Genomic DNA, 18,807 nt, shown 5'->3' on the forward strand with positions numbered 1-18,807 from the left:
GTATTCCATCAGGGACAAAGGTCAAAGAACCTTGCAAAAAGTCCGGATATATGGCTGCAATCGAACCTTTACACCTCACTTCAGCCCTTGCATCCAAAGGGGCGACCATATAGGAATCCACCTTTCCGTCACTCCCGCGTATGCGGGAGTCCAGAAATACCATAAAACATGCCCGTCAAACGCTCGCAAACTCCCCGTGGTGCCACGATAAATTGCCCTTGCGTGCCCCCCCCTGTGCGAAGATGCGACACGTTAGCCGACAGCCAGTCCGGGGGTGGGCTTGTAAGCATAGAGGCCGCCTTTGGTGACGAAGTCACGAAGGGCGGCCTTTTTGTTTTTGCTACACTGAGTGCAAATCAATACCGCACGGTAACGGGGATATAAGGCCGGTCACAACCGGCCGACGGAGCTTGACGATTCCCGTCAACTCTCACCTTGAACCGGAGAAAAAGAGATGAAGTCAAAACTCGGAATTCTCGCACTCGGCATTTTTCTGGCCATTCAGGCGGGCACGGCCTCGGCGGGCAACGTAACGTCGGCGGACATTATCGACGGGCAGGTAATGACCGTTGACCTCGCCGACAGCGCCGTCACAAGCGCCAAAATCCTTGACGGGGACATTGGAGCCGCCGACCTCTCCACGGGCTCGGTGACGGGCGACAAGATCGCGGATGGAAACGTCGGCACCGCCGACATCGCCGATGGCGTGGTCACCAATGCCAAGCTCGAACAAACCATACGGGATCAATTAGCCTTGATACAGACTTTATCAACCACCGTCGATGCTCTCGTTGGTCAAATCTCCAACCTTCAAGGGCAGATCGACACTCTGAACAACAACCCCGTCCTTGATCTAGGCGCCTACGTCTCAGTAGACACCAACACCATCAACGACCTTGCAGGCCCACACGTCATTTTCACCGGGGCGAACGTGCATGTGAGAAGCGGTTCCGGAGCAACGGTAGAAACAACCCTTACCAGCCTCGGCAACCTCATCGTCGGGTATAACGAAAACGTGGAGGGAACTCTTCGGTTTGGGTCACATAACATGATTGTAGGGCCAAATCACCAGTTCATCAGTTATGGCGGGTTCGTTGCGGGTGAACATAACTATCTTCTTGCACCGTTTGCCAGTGTTTCCGGGGGAAATTTAAATCACGTCACGGGAATTTACGGCGCGGTCTCGGGTGGTTCATGGAATTTCGCCAGCGGCGAAAGCTCAAGCGTAAGCGGGGGCTACGGCAATCGTCCGAGTGGACTGTACTCCAGCATATCCGGGGGGACATCGAACACCGCAGAAGGTTTAGTTTCATCCGTATCCGGAGGCGATGGAAACAATGCGCAAGGTCTTATCTCATGGATTGGTGGAGGTTATGCCAATCGGACAACCAATAATTACTCGTCGGTGAGTGGTGGGTCAAATAACACCGCCTCAGGTAATACTTCATCAGTGAGCGGTGGCGCGAGCAACGTAGCTAGCGGTGACGCGTCGTGGGTGAGTGGTGGGACAAATAACACCGCCTCAGGTATTACTTCATCAGTGAGCGGTGGCGGGGATAATATCGCTTCCGAGGAAAGATCATCCGTTAACGGTGGTCTAAACAATCAAGCTAACGGTAGATTCTCATCGGTTAGCGGTGGCGGGGACAATATCGCTTCCGGCGAAAGATCATCCGTTAACGGTGGTCTAAACAATCAAGCTAACGGTAGATTCTCATCGGTTAGCGGTGGCGCATACCGTGCTGTCAGCGGTGAATCCGACTGGGCCGCAGGTTCTCTATTCCAGGATTACTGAGCATCTGCAAAGGGGTCGGGTCGCCCGGCCCCTTTGCTACTTATATCCTCTCATCTTCCCGCAAGCATCCTCGCCTTTTCTTCGCCACCGAGGTAGTTGATAGCTTGCCATGCAACCTTGTCGTCGGGCCAGCGGCGGATGTTCTCCAGACCTTGTCTCGCCGCGCCGGGCAGATCGCCCCCAAGTATGAGGATGTTTGCAAGCCTTGTGCTGAAATCCCTGTCGCCGGGGGCCATCTCGAGTTCTTTTCTTAACAGTTCCGCAGCTTCGCCATACCTGCCTAGATTCGCCGCTACGATCCCCTTGTGGCCGTTCGCTTTCGGCGCATAGGGATCAAGAAGCAGGGTCCGGCTCAATTCATCATAAGCTTCCCCATACTTGCCCTCATTATAGTGAGCAAGAGCGTCATTGTAGCAATGAAAGGCCAGGGTTTTATTCGCATGCGCGTTTTTACCGCCGCTCATTTTATCGACGTAACTAAACAGGGTCAGCTCATCTCTCCAGAGAGAAACCTGCTGAAAACAAAGCACTGCAAGGACAATTGCGATTACTCCACCGGCTATGGCAAGCGGCTTCGCATTCTGTAAAAAGTGGCTGTAAAGGCGTTCTGTCCCCCACACCGCTGCAACCATCAAACCGATGTGCGGTAAATAGGTGAAGTGGTCCGCCACCAAATAAAAATCCAGGGGAACGACTCCGCTGACAGGAAATAGAATGACAAGGTACCAAAACCACCCGGCTGTTACCGCGGGAATGGTTTTTCTGAACCTCCAGACCAGGAACGTGAGGGCGATTATCAAAAGCCCGGCACCCAGCGCCCAGACGCCGCTGAGATAATTAGTCGTATGCCTGTCCTCCATGAAAAGGCCGACCGGCCACAACGTCTCCTTAAGATAATGAAGGTAAGAGGTAGGTATGTCGGGAATACGGGAAAATACGCTCCCGTGCTGTAGCGAGTATATGGATTCTTTCTGATTTATAAACGACAGCACCGAAAAAAGGGCTGAAAGGGCTAAAAACGGGATTTTCTCGATGAGGAGTTTTTTCGTTTTCCCCCCCTCTTGCTTGAATCTTTCTAGAGGCCAGAAATCCAGAATGAGGAGAACGAGGGGAAAGACCACGAGTATAGACTTGGAGAGAAGCCCGAGAAGCATTGCGACAAGCGCCGCGACGTAAAAGACAGGCCTCTTGCTCTTAGCGTATTCGCAGTAGGACAGAAGCCCCGCGAGAAAGAAGAACCCCGCCAGCACGTCTTTTCGTTCCGCGACCCAAGCTACCGATTCGGCGCGCAGAGGGTGGATCGCCCACAGAGCCGCCGCAAAAAAGCTTTTCAACCCAGAACCCGTGGCCCGGTAAAGAAAAGCGAAGAGCAGAAGGGTATTTAAAAGATGGAGAAAGGTGTTGGTGAAGTGAAAACCAGAAGGTTTCAAGCCGAAAAACTCAACGTCGGCCATGTAGGAAAGCAGGGTCACGGGCATGTAGCCCGAAAACTGGATTGAGGTAAAAACTTCTTTTATTCCCGAAAAGGTAAGGCCCTCTTTGACGACGGAGTGAAGAACTGTGTAGTTGAGATCGTCGAGGTTGATAAGCTCAAACCCCGTCGTCTGCCAAAAGACCGCCAGCACCAGCGCCGCTAGCAGGGCCGCGAAGATCGCCGTCGAGTATTTTTTAAAGGTCATGGTTTCATTCCAAATTATCCGGCATGGTGAGTCAAGCGCAAACCGTAATGCGCCCTACCCCGCCTCGATCTTGAGCGCCGCGAGGAGGAGTTTTCTGGTGTAGGGGTGCTCCGGCTCCTCAAAGACCTTTTTGGCGGGGCCTTTTTCGACGATGAGACCGTCTTTCATTACGACTATCTCGTCGGCGAGCGCCCTGACTACTTTCAGATCGTGGGAGATGAAGAGGTAGGTGAGGCCGAGGCGCTTTTTGAGGCCGCGCAAAAGCTCGACGAGCTTCGCCTGCACCGAGCGGTCGAGCGCCGAGGTGGGCTCGTCGAGGATGAGCACCGAGGGCTTGAGCACGAGCGCCCGAGCTATCGCTATCCTCTGCCGCTGCCCGCCGGAAAACTCATGCGGGTAGCGAAACCTGCTGGCCGGGTCCATCCCCACCTGTTCGAGCGCCTCGACGACCAGCGCGTCCCTCTCTTCCGGGGTGGCTCCGATGTTGTGGACGAGGAGCCCCTCTTCGATTATCTCCCTTGCCGAGAGGCGCGGCGAAAGGCTGCCGAAGGGGTCCTGAAAGACTATCTGGATCTCCCGCCGGAGAGGCCGAAGCTCTCTTCGCCCAAGCGCGTCAATCCTGCGGCCTCCAAGGGTTATCGCCCCCTCGGAGCTAAGGAGCCGCGAGAGGGCGAGGGCGAGGGTGGTCTTGCCGGAGCCGGATTCGCCTACGATGCCCAGCGTGTGTCCGCGCCGCACCTCCACGTCCACCTCCTCAACCGCCTTTACGTACCCCGCGACCTTCCGGAAAAACCCCTTCTTTATCGGGAACCAGACTTTAACTTTCTCGCCGGAGATTACGATATCGGAGTCCGGGGGCGGCTCGTCGGGGTTGAACCCCAGCTCCGAGGAGAGGAGCTTTTGCGTGTAGGGATGGCGGGGGGAGGCGAAGACGTTGGCGGTTTTGCCTTCCTCGACGATCTCGCCGCCGGTCATCACGGCTACCCTGTCGGCGAACCGCTCCACGATGCCGAGATCGTGGGTGATGATGAGCACCGCCATGCCGAAGCGCTTCTGGAGGTCTTTTAAAAGGTTCAGTATCTGCGCCTGAATGGTCACGTCGAGCGCGGTGGTCGGCTCGTCGGCTATGAGGAGGTCCGGCTCGTTGGCCAGCGCCATCGCGATCATAACCCGCTGGCGCTGGCCTCCGGATAACTCGTGGGGGAAGGCGTCGATCTTCGTCTCAGGGTCGGGGATGCCGACGAGGGAGAGAAGTTCGAGCGATTTTCGTCTCGCCTCCCCGGGGCGCATCCCCCGGTGGATGACCAGGGTCTCGCTTATCTGCCTCCCGACGCGGTGGAGGGGGTTCAGGGAGGTCATCGGCTCCTGAAAGACCATGCCGATGCGCCCGCCGCGCACCTTTTGAAGCCGCTCCTGCGGCGCTTTCAGGATATCCTCGCCATCGAAGAGTATCTCGCCCGAGGGGTGGCTCGCCTGCGCGTAGGGCAGAAGTTTCAGTATCGAGAGGGCGGAGACCGATTTGCCGGAGCCCGATTCGCCCACAAGCGCCAGCGTCTCCCCCTTTTTCAGGGAGAAGGAGACTTTCCTGACCGCCACGACCTCGCCGTAGGGGGTGTGAAAGCTGACGGAGAGGTCTTTTACCTCCAGAAGGGGCGCGGTCACGCTTTACCCACGGTTTGAAGCAGCTCTTCGTTTTCCGCCGTGGTGTTGGGGATGGATTTTCGGGCGTCGAAGGCGTCGCGGGCGGCCTCGCCGATGAAAATCAGGAGCGAGAGGGTGAAGGCCAGCAGGACGAAGGAGGTTATCCCAAGCCAGGGGGCCTGGAGGTTCGCCTTCCCCTGATTAAGTATCTCGCCGAGCGAGGGGGAGCCGGGGGGCATGCCGAAGCCGAGAAAATCCAGCGAGGTGAGGGTGGTTATCGAACTGGTCAGGATGAAGGGCAGGAAGGTTATCGTCGCCACCATCGCGTTGGGGAGGACGTGACGCCATATTATCACCGCGTCCGAGACGCCCAGCGCCCTCGCGGCCCGCACGTAGTCGAAGTTGCGGGCCCGCAAAAACTCCGCGCGGACGATGCCCACCAGCCCCATCCAGCTGAAGAGGAGCATCAGCCCCAGCAGGAGGAGGAAGTTGGGCTCCACCACCGAAGAGAGGATTATCAGCAGGTAGAGGACGGGCAGCCCCGACCATATCTCGATGAACCTCTGGAGATAGAGATCCGTCCTGCCGCCGAAGTACCCCTGCACCGCCCCCGCCGCAACGCCCACGATCGATGAAATTATGGTGAGGCACAGGCCGAAGAGGACCGAGATGCGAAAGCCGTAAATCAGCCTCGCCGTAACGTCGCGCCCCTGATCGTCGGTCCCGAGCCAGTTCACCCGCGTCGGCGGCGAGGGGACGGGGACGTCAAGCTCCTTGTTGGGAGTGTCGTAGCTGAAGGGTATCGGCGGCCAGAGCAGCCAGCCCCTTTCCTCGATGAGCGCCTTGACGGAAGGATCCTTGTAGTCCGCCTCGGTGTCGAAGATTCCTCCGAAGTCGCTTTCGGGGTAGGAGAAAAAGACCGGCGCGTAGAGCCTGGAGTCGTACCGGACGAGGAGCGGCTTGTCGTTGGCCAGAAACTCCGCGAAGAGGCTGAGGGTGAAGATTACGAGGAATATCCAGAGCGACCAGTAGCCCCGCCTGTTGGCCCGGAAATTCTCCAGCCTTCTTCGCCCGATGGGGGAGAGGCGCGGGAAGCGGAGGAATTTTCCCGCCATCAGCCCTCCCTCTTCTCGAAATCTATCCTCGGGTCGATGAACATGTAGGTCAGGTCGCTGACGAGGTTCATCACAAGGCCGAGAAGGGTGAAGAAGTAGAGGGTGCCGAACATCACCGGGTAGTCGCGGCTTATCGCCGCCTCGAAGCCGAGGAGGCCGAGGCCGTCGAGAGAGAAGATGACCTCGATGAGCAGCGAGCCGGTGAAGAAGATCGAGACGAAAGCCGCGGGGAAACCGGCCACGACGATGAGCATCGCGTTCCTAAAGACGTGGCCGTAGAGGATTTTTTGCTCGGAGAGCCCCTTCGCCCTAGCGGTGGTGACGTACTGCTTGTGTATCTCGTCCATGAAGGAGTTTTTGGTAAGCATCGTCAGGCTGGCGAAGCCGCCCACCACCATAGCCGTCGTCGGCAGGGCCATGTGCCAGAAATAGTCGAGAATCTTTCCGCCGGGCGAGAGGGAGGACCAGTTCTCCGAGACTATTCCGCGCAGGGGAAACCAGTTCAGGAAGGTGCCGCCCGCGAAGAGGACGATCAGGAGGATGCCGAAGAGAAAGGCGGGCACCGCGTAGCCCACGATCACCGCCATGCTGGTCGCCACGTCGAAGCGCGAGCCGTCGCGCACCGCTTTGGCTATGCCGAGCGGTATCGAGATGAAGTAGATGAGGAAGGTGGACCAGAGGCCGAGAGAGATCGAGACGGGGAGCTTCTCTATCACCAGTTCCGCGACCGAGCGGTCGCGGTAGAAGCTATTGCCGAAGTCGAAGACCAGATAGTTCTTCATCATCAGCAAAAAACGCTCGCCGACCGGCTTGTCGAGGCCGAACTGTTTTTCGAGCTGTTTGATGAGCGCCGGATCGATGCCCCTCGCGCCCCTGCTGGAATCCGCTCCGGGCGGAGCCGAGGAGACTCCTCCCGCCTCGGAGCCGGAAGAGCCGCCGACGCGGGCGGTTGCGCCGACGCCCTTTCCCTTGAGCTGCGAGATTATCTGCTCGACCGGCCCGCCGGGGGCGGCCTGCACGATCAGGAAATTGAGCAGCATAATCCCCACAAGCGTGGGGATTATGAGCAGCAGGCGTCTCGCTACGTAGGCCAGCAATTATCCGCCTAACCTATTTCGGGGCCGCAAGCGACCACCAGGCGTCCACCGGAAGCTCGTAGGGCGGTGTGACCGGCGGTATCCCGAACTTGTTCCAGTAGGCCACGCGCCAGCTGGATATGTGCCACTGGGGGATGACGTAATAGCCGTAGAGGAGGACGCGGTCGAGCGCCTTCGTCCTTGCGACGAGGCTCTCGCGGCTCTTGGCGGAAATCACCAGTTCCACCAGCTCGTCCACCACCGGGTCCCTGACTCCGATGGTGTTGCGGCTCCCGTTGATTCCGGCCGATTTAGAGGTCCAGAAATCCCGCTGCTCGTTGCCGGGCGAGAGGGACTGGCCGAAGACCTCGACGGTCATGTCGAAGTCGAAGGTCTCCATCCGCTTTTCGTACTGGGTCGGGTCTATGGTGCGCACCTTCGCCTCGATGCCGAGCCTTTCGAGGTTCTTGGCGAAGGGTAGGGAGATGCGCTCGAAGGCGGGGTTTTCGAGGAGTATCTCGAAGGAAAATACCTCTCCTCCGGCGTTCCTGAGCTTTCCGTCCACCACCTTCCACCCCGCCTCTTCGAGGAGGTTTTTGGCGGTGAGGAGGTTGTCGCGCAGCTTCTTGTTCACCTCGTTCGCGTCGTTCCCAGCGAAGGAGGGGGGCTGGTACTCCGTGGTGAAGACCTCTCCGGGGATGCGCCCCTTGTATTTTTTAAGTATTTCAAGTTCCTCGCCCGTCGGCAGGCCGGTTGAGGCCAGATCGGAGTTGTCGAAATAGGAGTCGGTGCGGGTATAGGAGTTATGGAAGAGCTGCTTGTTGGCCGACTCGAAATCGAAGGCGTAGGAGAGGGCCTTTCGCACCTTCGGATCGGCGAAAAGGGCTTTTCGGGTGTTGAAGGCGAAACCCTGCATCCCGCTGGAGTTCTTGTGGGGAATCTCCTTCAATATTACCTTCCCCTCCTTCACCGCCGGGAAATCGTAGCCGGTCGCCCAGGTCTTCGCGGTGTTCTCGGCGCGAAAGTCGTATTCGCCCGCCTTGAAGGCCTCAAGCGCCACCGTCTGGTCCCTGTAGTAATCCACCCGTATCGTGTCGAAGTTGTTCTTGCCGACGTTGACCGGCAGGTCTTTTCCCCAGTAGGAGGGGTTTCTGCGGTAGACGATGGAGCGGCCGGGGTCCACGGAATCGACCTTGTAGGGGCCGGAGCCCAGCAGCGGGTCGAGGGTGGTCTTCTCGAAATCCCGGTTGGCGAAAAAGCTCTTCGAGAGCACCGGCATTTCGCCGATTATCAGGGGAAGCTCGCGGTTGTCGCCCTCGGCGAAGGTGAACTTCACCTCGTTCGTCCCTTCCTTCTGGGCTTTTTTAACCGAGGAATAGTAGGCGCGGTAAAAGGGGTGGCCCTTCTCTTTCAGCGTCTCGAAGGTGAAGATTACGTCCTCGGCGGTAACGGGCTTGCCATCGGAGAAGGTCGCTTTGGGGTTTAATTTGAATTTGACGAAGGAGCGGTCCTTCGGGACCTCGATCGCTTCGGCTATGAGGCCGTACATCGTGAAAGGCTCGTCCTCGGACCTGACGAGAAGGGTGTCGAAGGTCCTGCCGATGCCCGTCGGCGCTACCCCCTTGAGGATGAAGGGGTTGAGGTTGTCGAAGGTGCCTATCGCGTGGGTGCGCATTGCCCCGCCCTTCGGGGCGGCCGGGTTCACGTAAGCGAAGTGCTTGAAGGCCGGGCCGTACTTCGGCTCTCCGTGCATGGCGAGCGCGTGGGTCCCGGCGAAAGCGGGCAGAGCCGCCAGAAGCGCGGCGGCGGCGAAAAAAAGTCTCTTTGGCATGGTGCTCTTTCCCTCGGATTGGCCGGTAAGCGGCAACTTGTAATTTTCCAGCCGAAACCTTTGCTTGTAAAGAACTGATTTTCGGCGAGAGACGCCAAAAACCGCTACGCGACGTTTTTGAACACCCTCCTGCACCGTCAATTATTGCCGGAGCCTTTAAACTCCAGTGAGAACAGGCGGTTTTGGGTTGCTACCAACTGAGGTTTGGTGAAATAATGCGCCTTCACTGCGGCTGTGGATAAAATTTTACTGACGGAGACGACATGCGCCCGACGGAAGACGTTCACGTAAGATCGACAACCCCGATAATCGCGCCGGAGGCCTTAAAGCAGGTTTTCCCGGCTCCCGACGGGGGGTTTGAGCTGGTCGCGAAGGCCAGGGAGAAGGTGGCCTCCGTAGTCCACGGCGAAAAGTCCGCGGTTCTCGCCATCGTCGGCCCCTGCTCGATACACGATCCCGCGGCGGCCCTCGATTACGCGGAGAGGCTGGCGAAGCTCTCGGGCGAGCTCGGCGGAAAAGTCCTGGTCATCATGCGCGCCTACTTCGAGAAGCCGCGTACCGCCGTTGGGTGGAAGGGGCTCGTCAACGACCCCGACCTCAACGAATCCAACCGCATCTCAAAGGGCCTCGGCGTCGCCAGAAGGCTCCTTTGCGAGATAACGGCGATGGGACTTCCGATAGCCACCGAGACCCTGAGCCCCGTATATCCCCAGTATTTCGCCGATCTCATAAGCTGGGGGAGTCTCGGCGCGAGGACCACCCAGTCCCAGACCCACCGCGAGATGGTCAGCGGGCTCAGCTTCCCCGTTGGGTTCAAGAACCCGACCAGCGGAGACCTCACCGTCGCACTCGACGCCATGCGCTCCGCGAGGTCCAGCCACAGCTTTCTGGGCATAAGCCACGACGGGCGAACCGCGATAGTCGAAACCTCGGGCAACCGCAACGGGCACCTTGTCCTTCGCGGCAGCGACGGCGGCCCCAATTACGGCCCCTCCCACATGGAGGAGGCCTCGCGCAGATTGAAGGAAGGGTCGCTGCCCCCCGGAATAATCGTCGATTGCAGCCACGGCAACTCGAACAAGGACTACAGGCGGCAGGAAGAGGCGCTGGAGAGCGTACTGAAGCAGATATCCGAGGGTTCCGGCATTTGCGGCTTCATGCTCGAAAGTTTCCTTGAACCGGGGAGCCAGAAACTCGCCGACCCGAAGGACCTGAAATACGGAGTTTCCATAACCGACGCCTGTATTGACTGGGCCACTACCGAGAGACTGCTCAGGAGAGTCGGAGAAGTTTTGGGTTAAACGTCGCGATAAACCCCAGACTGAAAAAGGCCCCGGAAGGGGCCTTTTCATGTCAAAGGCATATGGAACGGCGCGGCTACTCTTCCAGCATGTCGGCGAGGGCTTGAAGTCTCGGCGTGCCTCTGGTCGAGGCGAAGCAGACCGCGAGGTCGCGGGACATGGGCTTGTCCAGTGAGAATTCGAGGTCGCAGAGCTTCTCGACGGAGCCGCCGATAAGTTCCACCGCCATTTCGAGGGCGCGGACGCCAGAGGCCATAGCGTACTTCTCCACGAAATCCTCCCCCTCCGGCGAAGTCTCTATCGCGCGCTTGAGGGCGGCCTTCTCTTCGGGGGTTCCCCGGTGGTGTATCTGGGAGACGAGGATGTTGTGGCTCTTTCTGGTCAGGTCGAACTCGAAATCGGTTATGTCGTCGATTATCTGAAAGGCGGTGCCGAGGTCTTTTATCGCCTGGGCCGCCTCCGCCAACTCGGCGAAGAGGTCTTCCCCTTCAAGGATGGAGGGGGCCACGGTGGCGAGGCCGAAGAGCATCCCCCCGCGAACGCCGTGAACCTTCTTGACCATCTCCTCGGGGGAGGGGATATCCTCGACCCCGCTTTCCTCCGAGCCTTCGAGAGAGCCGATTGCCGCCAGCTTGTCCAGAAGGCCCTTCTGGATCTCGGAGAAGAGCTGTTCGTCCAGAATCCCCTTCGCTACCGCCCTTGAGCCGATCTTTGCCACCAGCCTCTCGAAACACATCAATTGCAGCACCGAGTGATAGACGCTTCCCCCGCCCTGCGCGATGGGCAAAAAGGCCTTGTCCTCGCCGTCGAAGAGGTTGTCGGCGGCTGCGGTGGTGCCCATGATGCAGTAGTTGAGCTCCGCGTAAAAATCAAGCCGCGTCCGGCTGATGCCGAGGGATTTGAGTATCAGGGTGAAAAGGGTGATGAAGAAGTACCTCTGGGCGAACTCGGAATCGTCCTCGGGGGCGAGCTCGCGCACAAGCACAGGGTCGAGCCGGGTGGAGTCGATTATGAGGGGCAGATCGGCGTAGAGCCTGCCGACCGCGCCCTTCTGTATGGCGAGGGCGTCGGCGAATTCCTCTTCGCCGAGCGCTTCTATCACCATATTGAGTTTTTCAAGGTCCCGGAAAACTGGAGAGAGGGTCATTTAAAACTCCCGATAAGGTTCGCTGCTCGGATATTTCCCAGCTTACAGCCTTGCTATTCTATTTCGGGACCGCCGGGAGTGCAACGTCAAGTTCCACGGGGCTCAAAAAACATTCGCCCGACGTTTTTTAACAGCCTCCCGGTCACAGAAGAAGAGTTTCAGGAAGGCTCTGTGCCCGAAGCGCCTTTTGGATTATCTCCTTCGTTTCCGGGGCGGACCCCGCCCGAAGGAGTTTCCCCCTGATTTTAACCAGTTCGGAGGCGTTGACGCACTGGATGAAGCGGCGGATCTTGAGGATCGCCGAAGGGGTGACTGAAATTTCCGTGTAGCCGAGGGCGAGGAGGGCGGCGGCGCCGACGGGGGTGGCCGCCAGCTCGCCGCAGACGCTGAGGGGCTTTTTTGCCTTCTTCGCCCTTTTGGAAAGATCCCAGAGGGTGCGGAGCACCGCCGGGTGCATCGGGTCGTAAATGTGCGCTACCTTGCGGTTGCCCCGATCTACGGCGAGAAGGTACTGGGTGAGGTCGTTGGTGCCTATGGAAAAGAAATCCGCGAAGGGCAGGAGCTTGTCGAACATTATCGCGGCGGCGGGCACCTCTATCATCGCGCCCACGCTCACGTTTCCGGCAGAATCGCGCCCGGTTTTCTTCTTTTCCTCCTCCACGATTTCAAGCGCCCATTGCAGTTCGGCGAGGTCCGTCACCATGGGAAAAAGGATATTCACCGGGCCGTGGGCGCTGGCCCGGAGCATTGCCCGCACCTGCTCGCAAAAGACCTCCTTGAGGCCGAAGCTCATGCGCAGGGAGCGAAAACCCATCTGGGGATTCTCTTCGTGGCCGAGGGGGAGGTAGGGAAGGGGCTTGTCGCCGCCTATGTCGAGGGTGCGGAAGGTCACCGGAAGGCCCTGCATTATCTTCACCGCGCGGGAATAGACCTCGTACTGGGCCTGCTCGCTGGGCAGATCCTGCCTCACGAGGAAGGGGAACTCCGTACGGTAGAGGCCGATTCCTTCCGCGCCTCTCTCCTTTATCCTCGGAGCGTCGCTGAGGAGGGCCGCGTTGCCCTTGAGGGTGATATATTCTCCGTCCTTCGTCCGGGAAGGCTTTTTAAGATGCGCGCGAAGCTTTGCCCCGGCGCTTTGCATCTCTTTTTCCAGACGCTCGTACTCCTCGCTTACCGCTTCTCCCGGTTCGAGGTAGAGCATGCCGGTGTTCCCGTCCAGAATCGCGCTCCTGACCTCCTCCAGTCCATTCAGGTCGCCGTCTATCCCGACGATGGCGGGGACTCCCGCCGCCCGGCAGAGTATCACCGCGTGGGAATTGAGGCCGCTCTGGGTAAGGGCGACGCCCTTCAGGCCGGGCTGGATGAGGGCTGCTATCTGCGAAGGGGTGGTATCGGAGGCGAGGACGATGGTCGGCTCCTGAAAGGATTTGGGCTTTTGCGCCTCCTCCATCATCAGGTGGCCGATAATCCGGTGGGCCAGGTCGCGGATGTCGGCCGCCCTGTCGCGAAGGAAGGTATCCTCCATCGCAAGAAAGGCGTCAATGTACTCGTGGGCAACCCCGACCACGGCCCGGACGGGCCCCTCCCCCTCCGAGATGCGGCTTTTTACCTTGTCCCGGAGCCCCTTGTCCTGAAGCATCAGGAGGTGGGCGTGGAAAATCTCTCCGTCGGCCTCGCTCAGCGCCCCGCTGACCTTGTCCCGCAGGGCGGCGATGTCTCCCTCGGCCTTCTCCATCGCCTCCTCGAAGCGGCCGAGCCCCTCCTCCACCGAGGCGCAGGGGCATTCGCCCATCGCGTCGAGGTCCATCTTCTCCTTCATGATCAGGAGGCGGCCGCGGCCGAAGCCGGGGCTGGCGGGAGTGCCCTTTAGAAACCCCGGCTGTTCGGCGCGGGGAGAGGGCCTTTTCGCATGCGAGGCGGTCTTCGCCGAGAGCATGGCCGAGGCCATTACCCCGGAAAGCTGCCCGGCGACGGCGACAAGCATTCTCACCTCGTCAGGGGTGAAGAACCTTCTTTCCTTCGTCTGGAGGGAGAGAACCCCGATCGGGTTTCCGAAGTAGAGAACCGGAATGCCCAGAAAGCTGGAAAGGGCGTTTTCGCTTATCCCATCGAAGTATTTGAAATCGGGGTGGGAACCGGCGTCCTCCACGTTTACGGGGGCGTTTTGCCTGAAGGTGAGGCCGGTGAGGCCCTCCCACGGGGTCATTCTGACCTTTTTGAGCGCCAGGGGGAGAAGTCCCCGCGTCGCCTTAAGGACAAGCTCGCCCTCCTCGAAGAAGAATATCGAGACGACATCCACCCGAAGCCGCGTGGAGATCAGTTCGACCACTCTTTCGAGGGCTTTTTGAATCTCCTTCGTCTCCGCGATGGTGAAGGATATTTCCTCCAGGAGGATCAGTTCCTTGTTTTCAGTCAAAGGCTTTCCTTAAATATCGCTCGCGCGAAAACGCTGTGGCGGATGTACTGACCGGATTCATCTATAAAGAGTTTACCGGCAAAACGCCAAATGAGTACCGGCTTACTGCCGTTTCAGCGCTTCGGCGGCCAGTTCGCCGACCCTTTTGGCGAAATCGGAGGGGTTTTCCATCTTCGTCCCCTCGGAAACCAGCGCCAGTTCGTAGAGGAGCTGCGCGTACCCGGCGAGCCTCGGAGACTCGGGTTCTCTCTCGTAGACACTCTTCAGACCTGCGAGCAGCGGATGTCCGAGGTTTACTTCCAGAGTCCTCTTCGCTTCGGGAAATCCCTGCCCGGTGGCTTTGAGCATCTTGACCATCAGGGCGCTCATCTCCTGCTCCTCCGCGCAGAGGCAGGAGGCGGAGTCGGCCAGACGGTGGGAGGGCCGCACCCCCTTCACCTTGTCGCCGAGGGTTTTTTTGAGGAAATCCACGAGGCCCGAATACTCCTTTTCTTTCTCCGGCTCCTCCTCCCCTGCTATGTCGAGGTCTCCCTTTTCCGCGCTCCTGAAGGCCTTGCCGGAGTATTCCCCGAGAGACTCGGTGACGAACTCGTCGATCGGATCGGTCATCAGGAGAACCTCGATCCCCTTCTTGCGGAGGACTTCGAGGTGGGGGCTCCCGGAGAGGGAGGGGATGGATTCGCCGGTGAGGTAGTAGATATGCTCCTGCCCCTCGGCCATGTTTTCGACGTACTTGTCCAGGGTGACAAGCTCGCCTCCGGACTTAGAGGTCCGGTAGCGGAGCATCTTCGCTATGCGGTCGCGGTTCTGGTGGTCGGAATGGACCCCCTCCTTGAGCACCGCGCCGAATTCGGCGTAAAAAGCGAGGAATTTTTCCTCGGGCAGCTCGGCGATATGGTCGAGGACGCGCCGGACGAGCGCCTTTCGTATCCCCTGAACGACGCGGTCCTCCTGCAATATCTCCCTGGAGACGTTGAGACTGAGGTCGGAGGAGTCTACCACGCCGTGCAGAAAACGCAGGTAGGGCGGGAGAAGCTCTTTGCAGTCGCTCATTATGAAGATGCGCTTGGAGTAGAGGGAGACGCCGTGGTGGGCGTTGGGCCGGAAGAGGTCGTGCGGCCTCTTTTGCGGAATGTAGAGCAGGGCGTCGAATTCGGTGGTCCCCTCCAGCTTGACGTGGAGCCAGGAAAGCGGGTCGGTCCAGTCGTGGGAGACGTGCTTGTAGAACTCCTTGTATTCATCGTCGCTGATTTCGGCCTTCGGCCTCGCCCAGAGCGCCTTCATGGAATTCAGCACGTCGGTGACCGTCTTCTCCTCGTATTTCTCGGGAGCTTCTTTGCCGTCGCCGCCGGGAACCGGCGCCCGGCGGGTCACCTCCATCATTATCGGGTAGGAGACGAAATCAGAGTGGCGTTTGACTATGTCGCGAAGGGTCCACTCGTCGCAGTAATCCTTATCTCCTTCGCCCTTTTCCTTGAGGTGGACGGTTACGGTCGTGCCTCTCTGCGGCCTTTGGGCTTCCTCGATCGTGTAGGAGCCGTCGCCGGTGGATTCCCACTTGACGGCGGTTGCGTGACCGGCGGCCCTCGTCACGATGGTGATTTTGTCGGCGACCATGAAGGCGGAGTAAAAACCCACGCCGAACTGGCCGATTAGCTCGGGCGCGGAGGTTTTCTTCTCCTTTAGCGCGGCGAGAGCCTCGGTAAAGAGCGCGGTGCCGCTTTTCGCTATCGTCCCGATGTTCTCGACCACCTCGTCGAAGGTCATCCCTATGCCGTTGTCGGAGACTTCGAGGGTCCTCGCGGCCGGGTCGGCCCTGAGCGTTATCCCGAAGTCCGCTGTGTCACCTTCGAGAAGCTCCGGCTCGGTCTGGGCCTTGAATTTCAGCTTGTCGAGGGCGTCGGAGGAGTTGGAGACAAGCTCGCGGAGGAATATCTCCTTGTTCGAGTAAAGGGAATTGATGATAAGGTCAAGAAGCTCGTTGACTTCCGCCTTGAATTTTCTGGTGGTCTTCCTGATGGACATCTGAAAAAACCTCCTTGTGAAAGCCATGCGGCGCTCGTTAATATCGGGGGGAAGATAATCATTTGCAGCTTCAAGTCAAGTGTCTTCAGCTTTCCGGGCTCTTCGTTTTCCGCCGGCAGGCCCCCTTGACAGTTTCAAGAAATCGCGGTTTAAGCTACTGTTGGTTTTGCGGCGCGCTGCATGCGCCTTACCGGGGAAAATGGGTTGGTTAAAGGGGCTATGAAGTCATTGCATTTTCACGCAAAGCAGGCCTGCCTTGTCTCAACGGCGGCGGCGGCGGCTCTTTTTTTCGCCGCTCCCGCGCACAGCGAGACGGCGCTGGTGGGAGAGTTTTCGGTCACCTCCGACGTCGTTCTGGCCTGCGACATCGAATCTGAAATCGCAAAGCGCTTGACGGAACTTGGCTGCAACGTCGTTTTCAAGGCGGATTCCCCGCCTCCCGACATTGCCGTGAGCGGCGAGTACTGGATCAGCGGCCCCAACGTTTTCGCCACCATAGTCGTCACCGATTCCGTGGTGGGCAAAACCGTCTTCGGCAGAAATGTCTTCATACCCCCCGACGAGGAGCTTTGCGTCAAAACCGCAGTCTCCTTCGTCGATGCCTACGCCATGCCCCAAAACCTCTCCACCCACAAGGAAAACATCCGTGACAAGGAAACGGGAATGGAATTCGTCTTCGTTCCCGGAGGTTACTTCATCGTCGACAGCGGGGGGAGAAAACGAAAGGAATTCGTTGAAAGCTTTCTGATCGGAAAATTCGAGGTCACCCAGAAGCAGTGGACCGACCTGATGAAAAACAACCCCTCCAGGTTCACGGGAAACCCCGATCTGCCCGTCGAGAACGTCTCCTGGTACGAGGCCAGGGATTTTGTGAAAATATTCCGTGAAAAGACGGGCCTGGCGGCCAGCCTCCCGACCGAGTTCCAGTGGGAGTACGCCGCGCGGGGGAGAGGCAGGTCCTGGCGCTGGTCGGGAACGAACAGCGAGGAAGAGGTCTGCGATTACGCCTGGACGAGGTCCAATTCGGGCGATTCCTCAAGGCCCGTCGGAACCAAGAAGGCCAACGGCCTCGGCCTCTACGACATGAGCGGGAATCTCGCCGAGTGGTGCGAAGACCTCTATCAGCCGCTGGTCCCCTCGGACCCCAACTACGAGCCGGAGAAAAAATACAGGGTAATCAGGGGCGGGTCGTGGATGACTCCGGACATGGGGGCGATAACTTCGGCGAGAGACGGCGACGCCCCCGGCAGCCGCTACTCCGACAATGGTTTTCGGCTCGTAATATCCCTTGATAAAGCCTTCAAGAAATAGACCGGGCCGCCCGGGAGCTACTTCTTCAAACGGGCGTTCTTGAAGAGATCTCCCAGAGACCCCATTTTCGTTCCTTCCCCAAGCCCCTTCACCTCCCCCTTGGCAGGTTTTGATCGCCCTTCCTCGTAATCCCCGAGAAGTTCCCGGCTGTGCTCCTCGTCGTGGCAGTAGACGCAGAGGTTCTCCCAGTTCGATCCGTCCTCGGGATTGTTCCGGGGATTTGAATCCCTGTGGTGGACGGTCAGGAGCTTCAGATTCTTGCCTGAAAATTCACGGGCGCACCTGGCGCAGATGTGGCCGTGAATTTTAAGCGATTTCTCCCGGTAGCCGGGCTCCTTCGCCTGAGCGCGAAGCTCGGCGAGGGCTTTTTCCACCTCACCGGAGGTTTTGGGTGCGTTGTCTGACAAAATGACTCCTCAATAGTACGGATTTCCTCTTTTGTTCCTTCCCCCCGCCGCTCCCAGAAGCCATCCCGCAAGAAAGACCAGCGCTCCGGCTAGAAACCACTTGAAGAGCGAGGAGTTGTCCGAGACTTTGAGCCTGCTTCTCAGCTCCTCGGCTTCCTCCGTAATCTCCGCGTTCTCCTGCGAGAGCCGGTCCCTCTCCTCTATCGTCGCGGTCACGTTTTCCGATCGGAGCTTCAAATCCTCGTATTTTTTCTTCACCGCTTCAAGCTGGGCTGAAAGCTCCCTCAGCTCGTTTTGCGAAGAGGGCGCAAAAGGGCTTTCGGCCTGCGACGGACTCTGCGGCGGCGTGGGGGGTATCTCGGCAAAGGCTGCTCCGGCGGGGGAACAAACCGCCAGGGCGGCAAAGATGAGGAGGTGCTTTTTCATTTTTATCCGTTGACTTGTGAAAGTGAGCGAAAATTATACGCCAGCGTTTGTGCCAAGAAAATACCACGAATAAAGAGGCCTGAAAACGGCGGGGAAAAGGGGAATAACCTTTTATAGCAAAAAAATTCACAAATAATTTTTTTACACGGTTGACAAAGCCCAAAGCAGTGGCAAACTCACTTCAAATCAAAAAATATGTTCCTGCCGCCCCCCTGTGCTCGTTTGTCGTCCAGAGCCGGGGGGTTTTTTTATGCGGCGATTGCTGCAAGCGGGGCCGGGTCGCCCGGCCCCTTTTGCCATTCTATCCCCTCATCTTCCCGCAATTTCCCTCGCCTTTGCCTCGCCGCCGAGATAATTAACGGCCTCCCACGTTGCCGCATCCTCCGGCCAGCGTCGGATGTTCTCCAGCCCCTGTCTGGCCGCGCCGGGGAGGTCGCCTGTCTGTATGAGGATATTCGCCAGCATTATGTTGAACCTCTTATCGTTCGGCGTAGACTGAAGCTGCATTCTTAAAAGTAGGGGCTGTCCTAGATAACTAAAAATATCTAGGATTGGTTCATGAGAAAGAGCAGGCTAAGCTGGGGCAAGCAAGAGCGGTTGATCGAGCACTTTGTAGCCGGGACTACAGCAAGGACAG

General features: G+C 58.6%; 14 protein-coding genes. 4 read left to right on the plus strand and 10 right to left on the minus strand.

Annotated elements, in window-relative coordinates; genetic code table 11:
* Nucleotides 1–454: 454 nt before the first annotated feature.
* A complete protein-coding gene (locus EPN96_09045) occupies nt 455–1,795 on the plus strand; it encodes a hypothetical protein (GenBank protein ID TAL16487.1) in 1,341 nt (446 codons plus the stop codon).
* A 50-nt stretch (nt 1,796–1,845) separates the two neighbouring features.
* On the opposite strand, the gene EPN96_09050 is transcribed toward EPN96_09045, so the two are convergent.
* Genes EPN96_09050 through EPN96_09070 form a run of 5 tightly spaced genes read right to left on the minus strand, consistent with a single transcriptional unit; the run spans nt 1,846 to nt 9,137 of the window.
* Nucleotides 1,846–3,474, minus strand: a complete 1,629-nt coding sequence (locus EPN96_09050; GenBank protein TAL16488.1) for a hypothetical protein — start codon at nt 3,472–3,474, stop codon at nt 1,846–1,848.
* A 54-nt stretch (nt 3,475–3,528) separates the two neighbouring features.
* Nucleotides 3,529–5,136 (minus strand): ABC transporter ATP-binding protein, encoded by a 1,608-nt coding sequence (locus EPN96_09055; protein TAL16489.1) that lies wholly within the window; start codon nt 5,134–5,136, stop codon nt 3,529–3,531.
* Entirely contained in the window at nt 5,133–6,230 is a 1,098-nt protein-coding gene (locus EPN96_09060; protein TAL16490.1) for an ABC transporter permease, read from the minus strand. Before EPN96_09060 ends, EPN96_09055 begins: the two co-directional genes overlap by 4 nt.
* Entirely contained in the window at nt 6,230–7,327 is a 1,098-nt protein-coding gene (locus EPN96_09065) for a microcin C ABC transporter permease YejB (protein TAL16491.1), read from the minus strand. Before EPN96_09065 ends, EPN96_09060 begins: the two co-directional genes overlap by 1 nt.
* Nucleotides 7,328–7,340: 13 nt before the next feature.
* A complete protein-coding gene (locus EPN96_09070) occupies nt 7,341–9,137 on the minus strand; it encodes an ABC transporter substrate-binding protein (protein TAL16492.1) in 1,797 nt (598 codons plus the stop codon).
* Between the two features lie 263 nt (nt 9,138–9,400).
* Here EPN96_09070 and EPN96_09075 point away from each other — a divergent pair, with 263 nt between their 5' ends.
* Nucleotides 9,401–10,438 carry a 3-deoxy-7-phosphoheptulonate synthase gene (locus EPN96_09075; protein TAL16493.1) on the plus strand — a complete coding sequence of 346 codons (1,038 nt, stop codon included), beginning with the start codon at nt 9,401–9,403 and terminating at the stop codon, nt 10,436–10,438.
* Between the two features lie 76 nt (nt 10,439–10,514).
* Here the strand turns inward: EPN96_09075 and EPN96_09080 are convergent, their stop codons facing one another.
* From EPN96_09080 to htpG, 3 genes are all read right to left on the minus strand, one after another.
* Nucleotides 10,515–11,585, minus strand: coding sequence for a class 1 isoprenoid biosynthesis enzyme (locus EPN96_09080; GenBank protein ID TAL16494.1), 1,071 nt, complete (start codon nt 11,583–11,585; stop codon nt 10,515–10,517).
* A gap of 142 nt (nt 11,586–11,727) precedes the next feature.
* The gene (ptsP, locus tag EPN96_09085; GenBank protein ID TAL16495.1) at nt 11,728–14,001 is read right to left on the minus strand and encodes a phosphoenolpyruvate--protein phosphotransferase; all 2,274 of its coding nucleotides are present in this window, start codon (nt 13,999–14,001) and stop codon (nt 11,728–11,730) included.
* Nucleotides 14,002–14,103: 102 nt separating this feature from the next.
* The gene (htpG, locus tag EPN96_09090) at nt 14,104–16,026 is read right to left on the minus strand and encodes a molecular chaperone HtpG (GenBank protein ID TAL16496.1); all 1,923 of its coding nucleotides are present in this window, start codon (nt 16,024–16,026) and stop codon (nt 14,104–14,106) included.
* Between the two features lie 180 nt (nt 16,027–16,206).
* Between htpG and EPN96_09095 the strand changes: the two genes are divergently transcribed.
* A complete protein-coding gene (locus EPN96_09095) occupies nt 16,207–17,337 on the plus strand; it encodes a hypothetical protein (GenBank protein TAL16497.1) in 1,131 nt (376 codons plus the stop codon).
* 17 nt (nt 17,338–17,354) lie between these two features.
* Here EPN96_09095 and EPN96_09100 read toward each other — a convergent pair whose 3' ends face one another.
* Nucleotides 17,355–17,744 carry an HNH nuclease family protein gene (locus EPN96_09100; protein ID TAL16498.1) on the minus strand — a complete coding sequence of 130 codons (390 nt, stop codon included), beginning with the start codon at nt 17,742–17,744 and terminating at the stop codon, nt 17,355–17,357.
* A gap of 9 nt (nt 17,745–17,753) precedes the next feature.
* Nucleotides 17,754–18,170 (minus strand): hypothetical protein, encoded by a 417-nt coding sequence (locus tag EPN96_09105; protein TAL16499.1) that lies wholly within the window; start codon nt 18,168–18,170, stop codon nt 17,754–17,756.
* 558 nt (nt 18,171–18,728) lie between these two features.
* Between EPN96_09105 and EPN96_09110 the strand changes: the two genes are divergently transcribed.
* On the plus strand, nt 18,729–18,807 hold a 79-nt coding region (locus tag EPN96_09110; GenBank protein TAL16500.1), incomplete at its 3' end, for an IS1595 family transposase.

This window comes from bacterium (genome assembly GCA_004322275.1).
Classification (GTDB): domain Bacteria; phylum Desulfobacterota; class Deferrisomatia; order Deferrisomatales; family BM512; genus SCTA01.

Excerpts from the sequence above, each read along its gene's own strand:
- EPN96_09045 (TAL16487.1), top strand. The coding sequence starts at position 455 with ATGAAGTCAAAACTCGGAATTCTCGCACTCGGCATTTTTCTGGCCATT.
- EPN96_09050 (TAL16488.1), bottom strand. The coding sequence starts at position 3,474 with ATGACCTTTAAAAAATACTCGACGGCGATCTTCGCGGCCCTGCTAGCG.
- EPN96_09060 (TAL16490.1), bottom strand. The coding sequence starts at position 6,230 with ATGGCGGGAAAATTCCTCCGCTTCCCGCGCCTCTCCCCCATCGGGCGA.
- EPN96_09070 (TAL16492.1), bottom strand. The coding sequence starts at position 9,137 with ATGCCAAAGAGACTTTTTTTCGCCGCCGCCGCGCTTCTGGCGGCTCTG.
- EPN96_09075 (TAL16493.1), top strand. The coding sequence starts at position 9,401 with ATGCGCCCGACGGAAGACGTTCACGTAAGATCGACAACCCCGATAATC.
- EPN96_09080 (TAL16494.1), bottom strand. The coding sequence starts at position 11,585 with ATGACCCTCTCTCCAGTTTTCCGGGACCTTGAAAAACTCAATATGGTG.
- htpG (TAL16496.1), bottom strand. The coding sequence starts at position 16,026 with ATGTCCATCAGGAAGACCACCAGAAAATTCAAGGCGGAAGTCAACGAG.
- EPN96_09095 (TAL16497.1), top strand. The coding sequence starts at position 16,207 with ATGCGCCTTACCGGGGAAAATGGGTTGGTTAAAGGGGCTATGAAGTCA.
- EPN96_09105 (TAL16499.1), bottom strand. The coding sequence starts at position 18,170 with ATGAAAAAGCACCTCCTCATCTTTGCCGCCCTGGCGGTTTGTTCCCCC.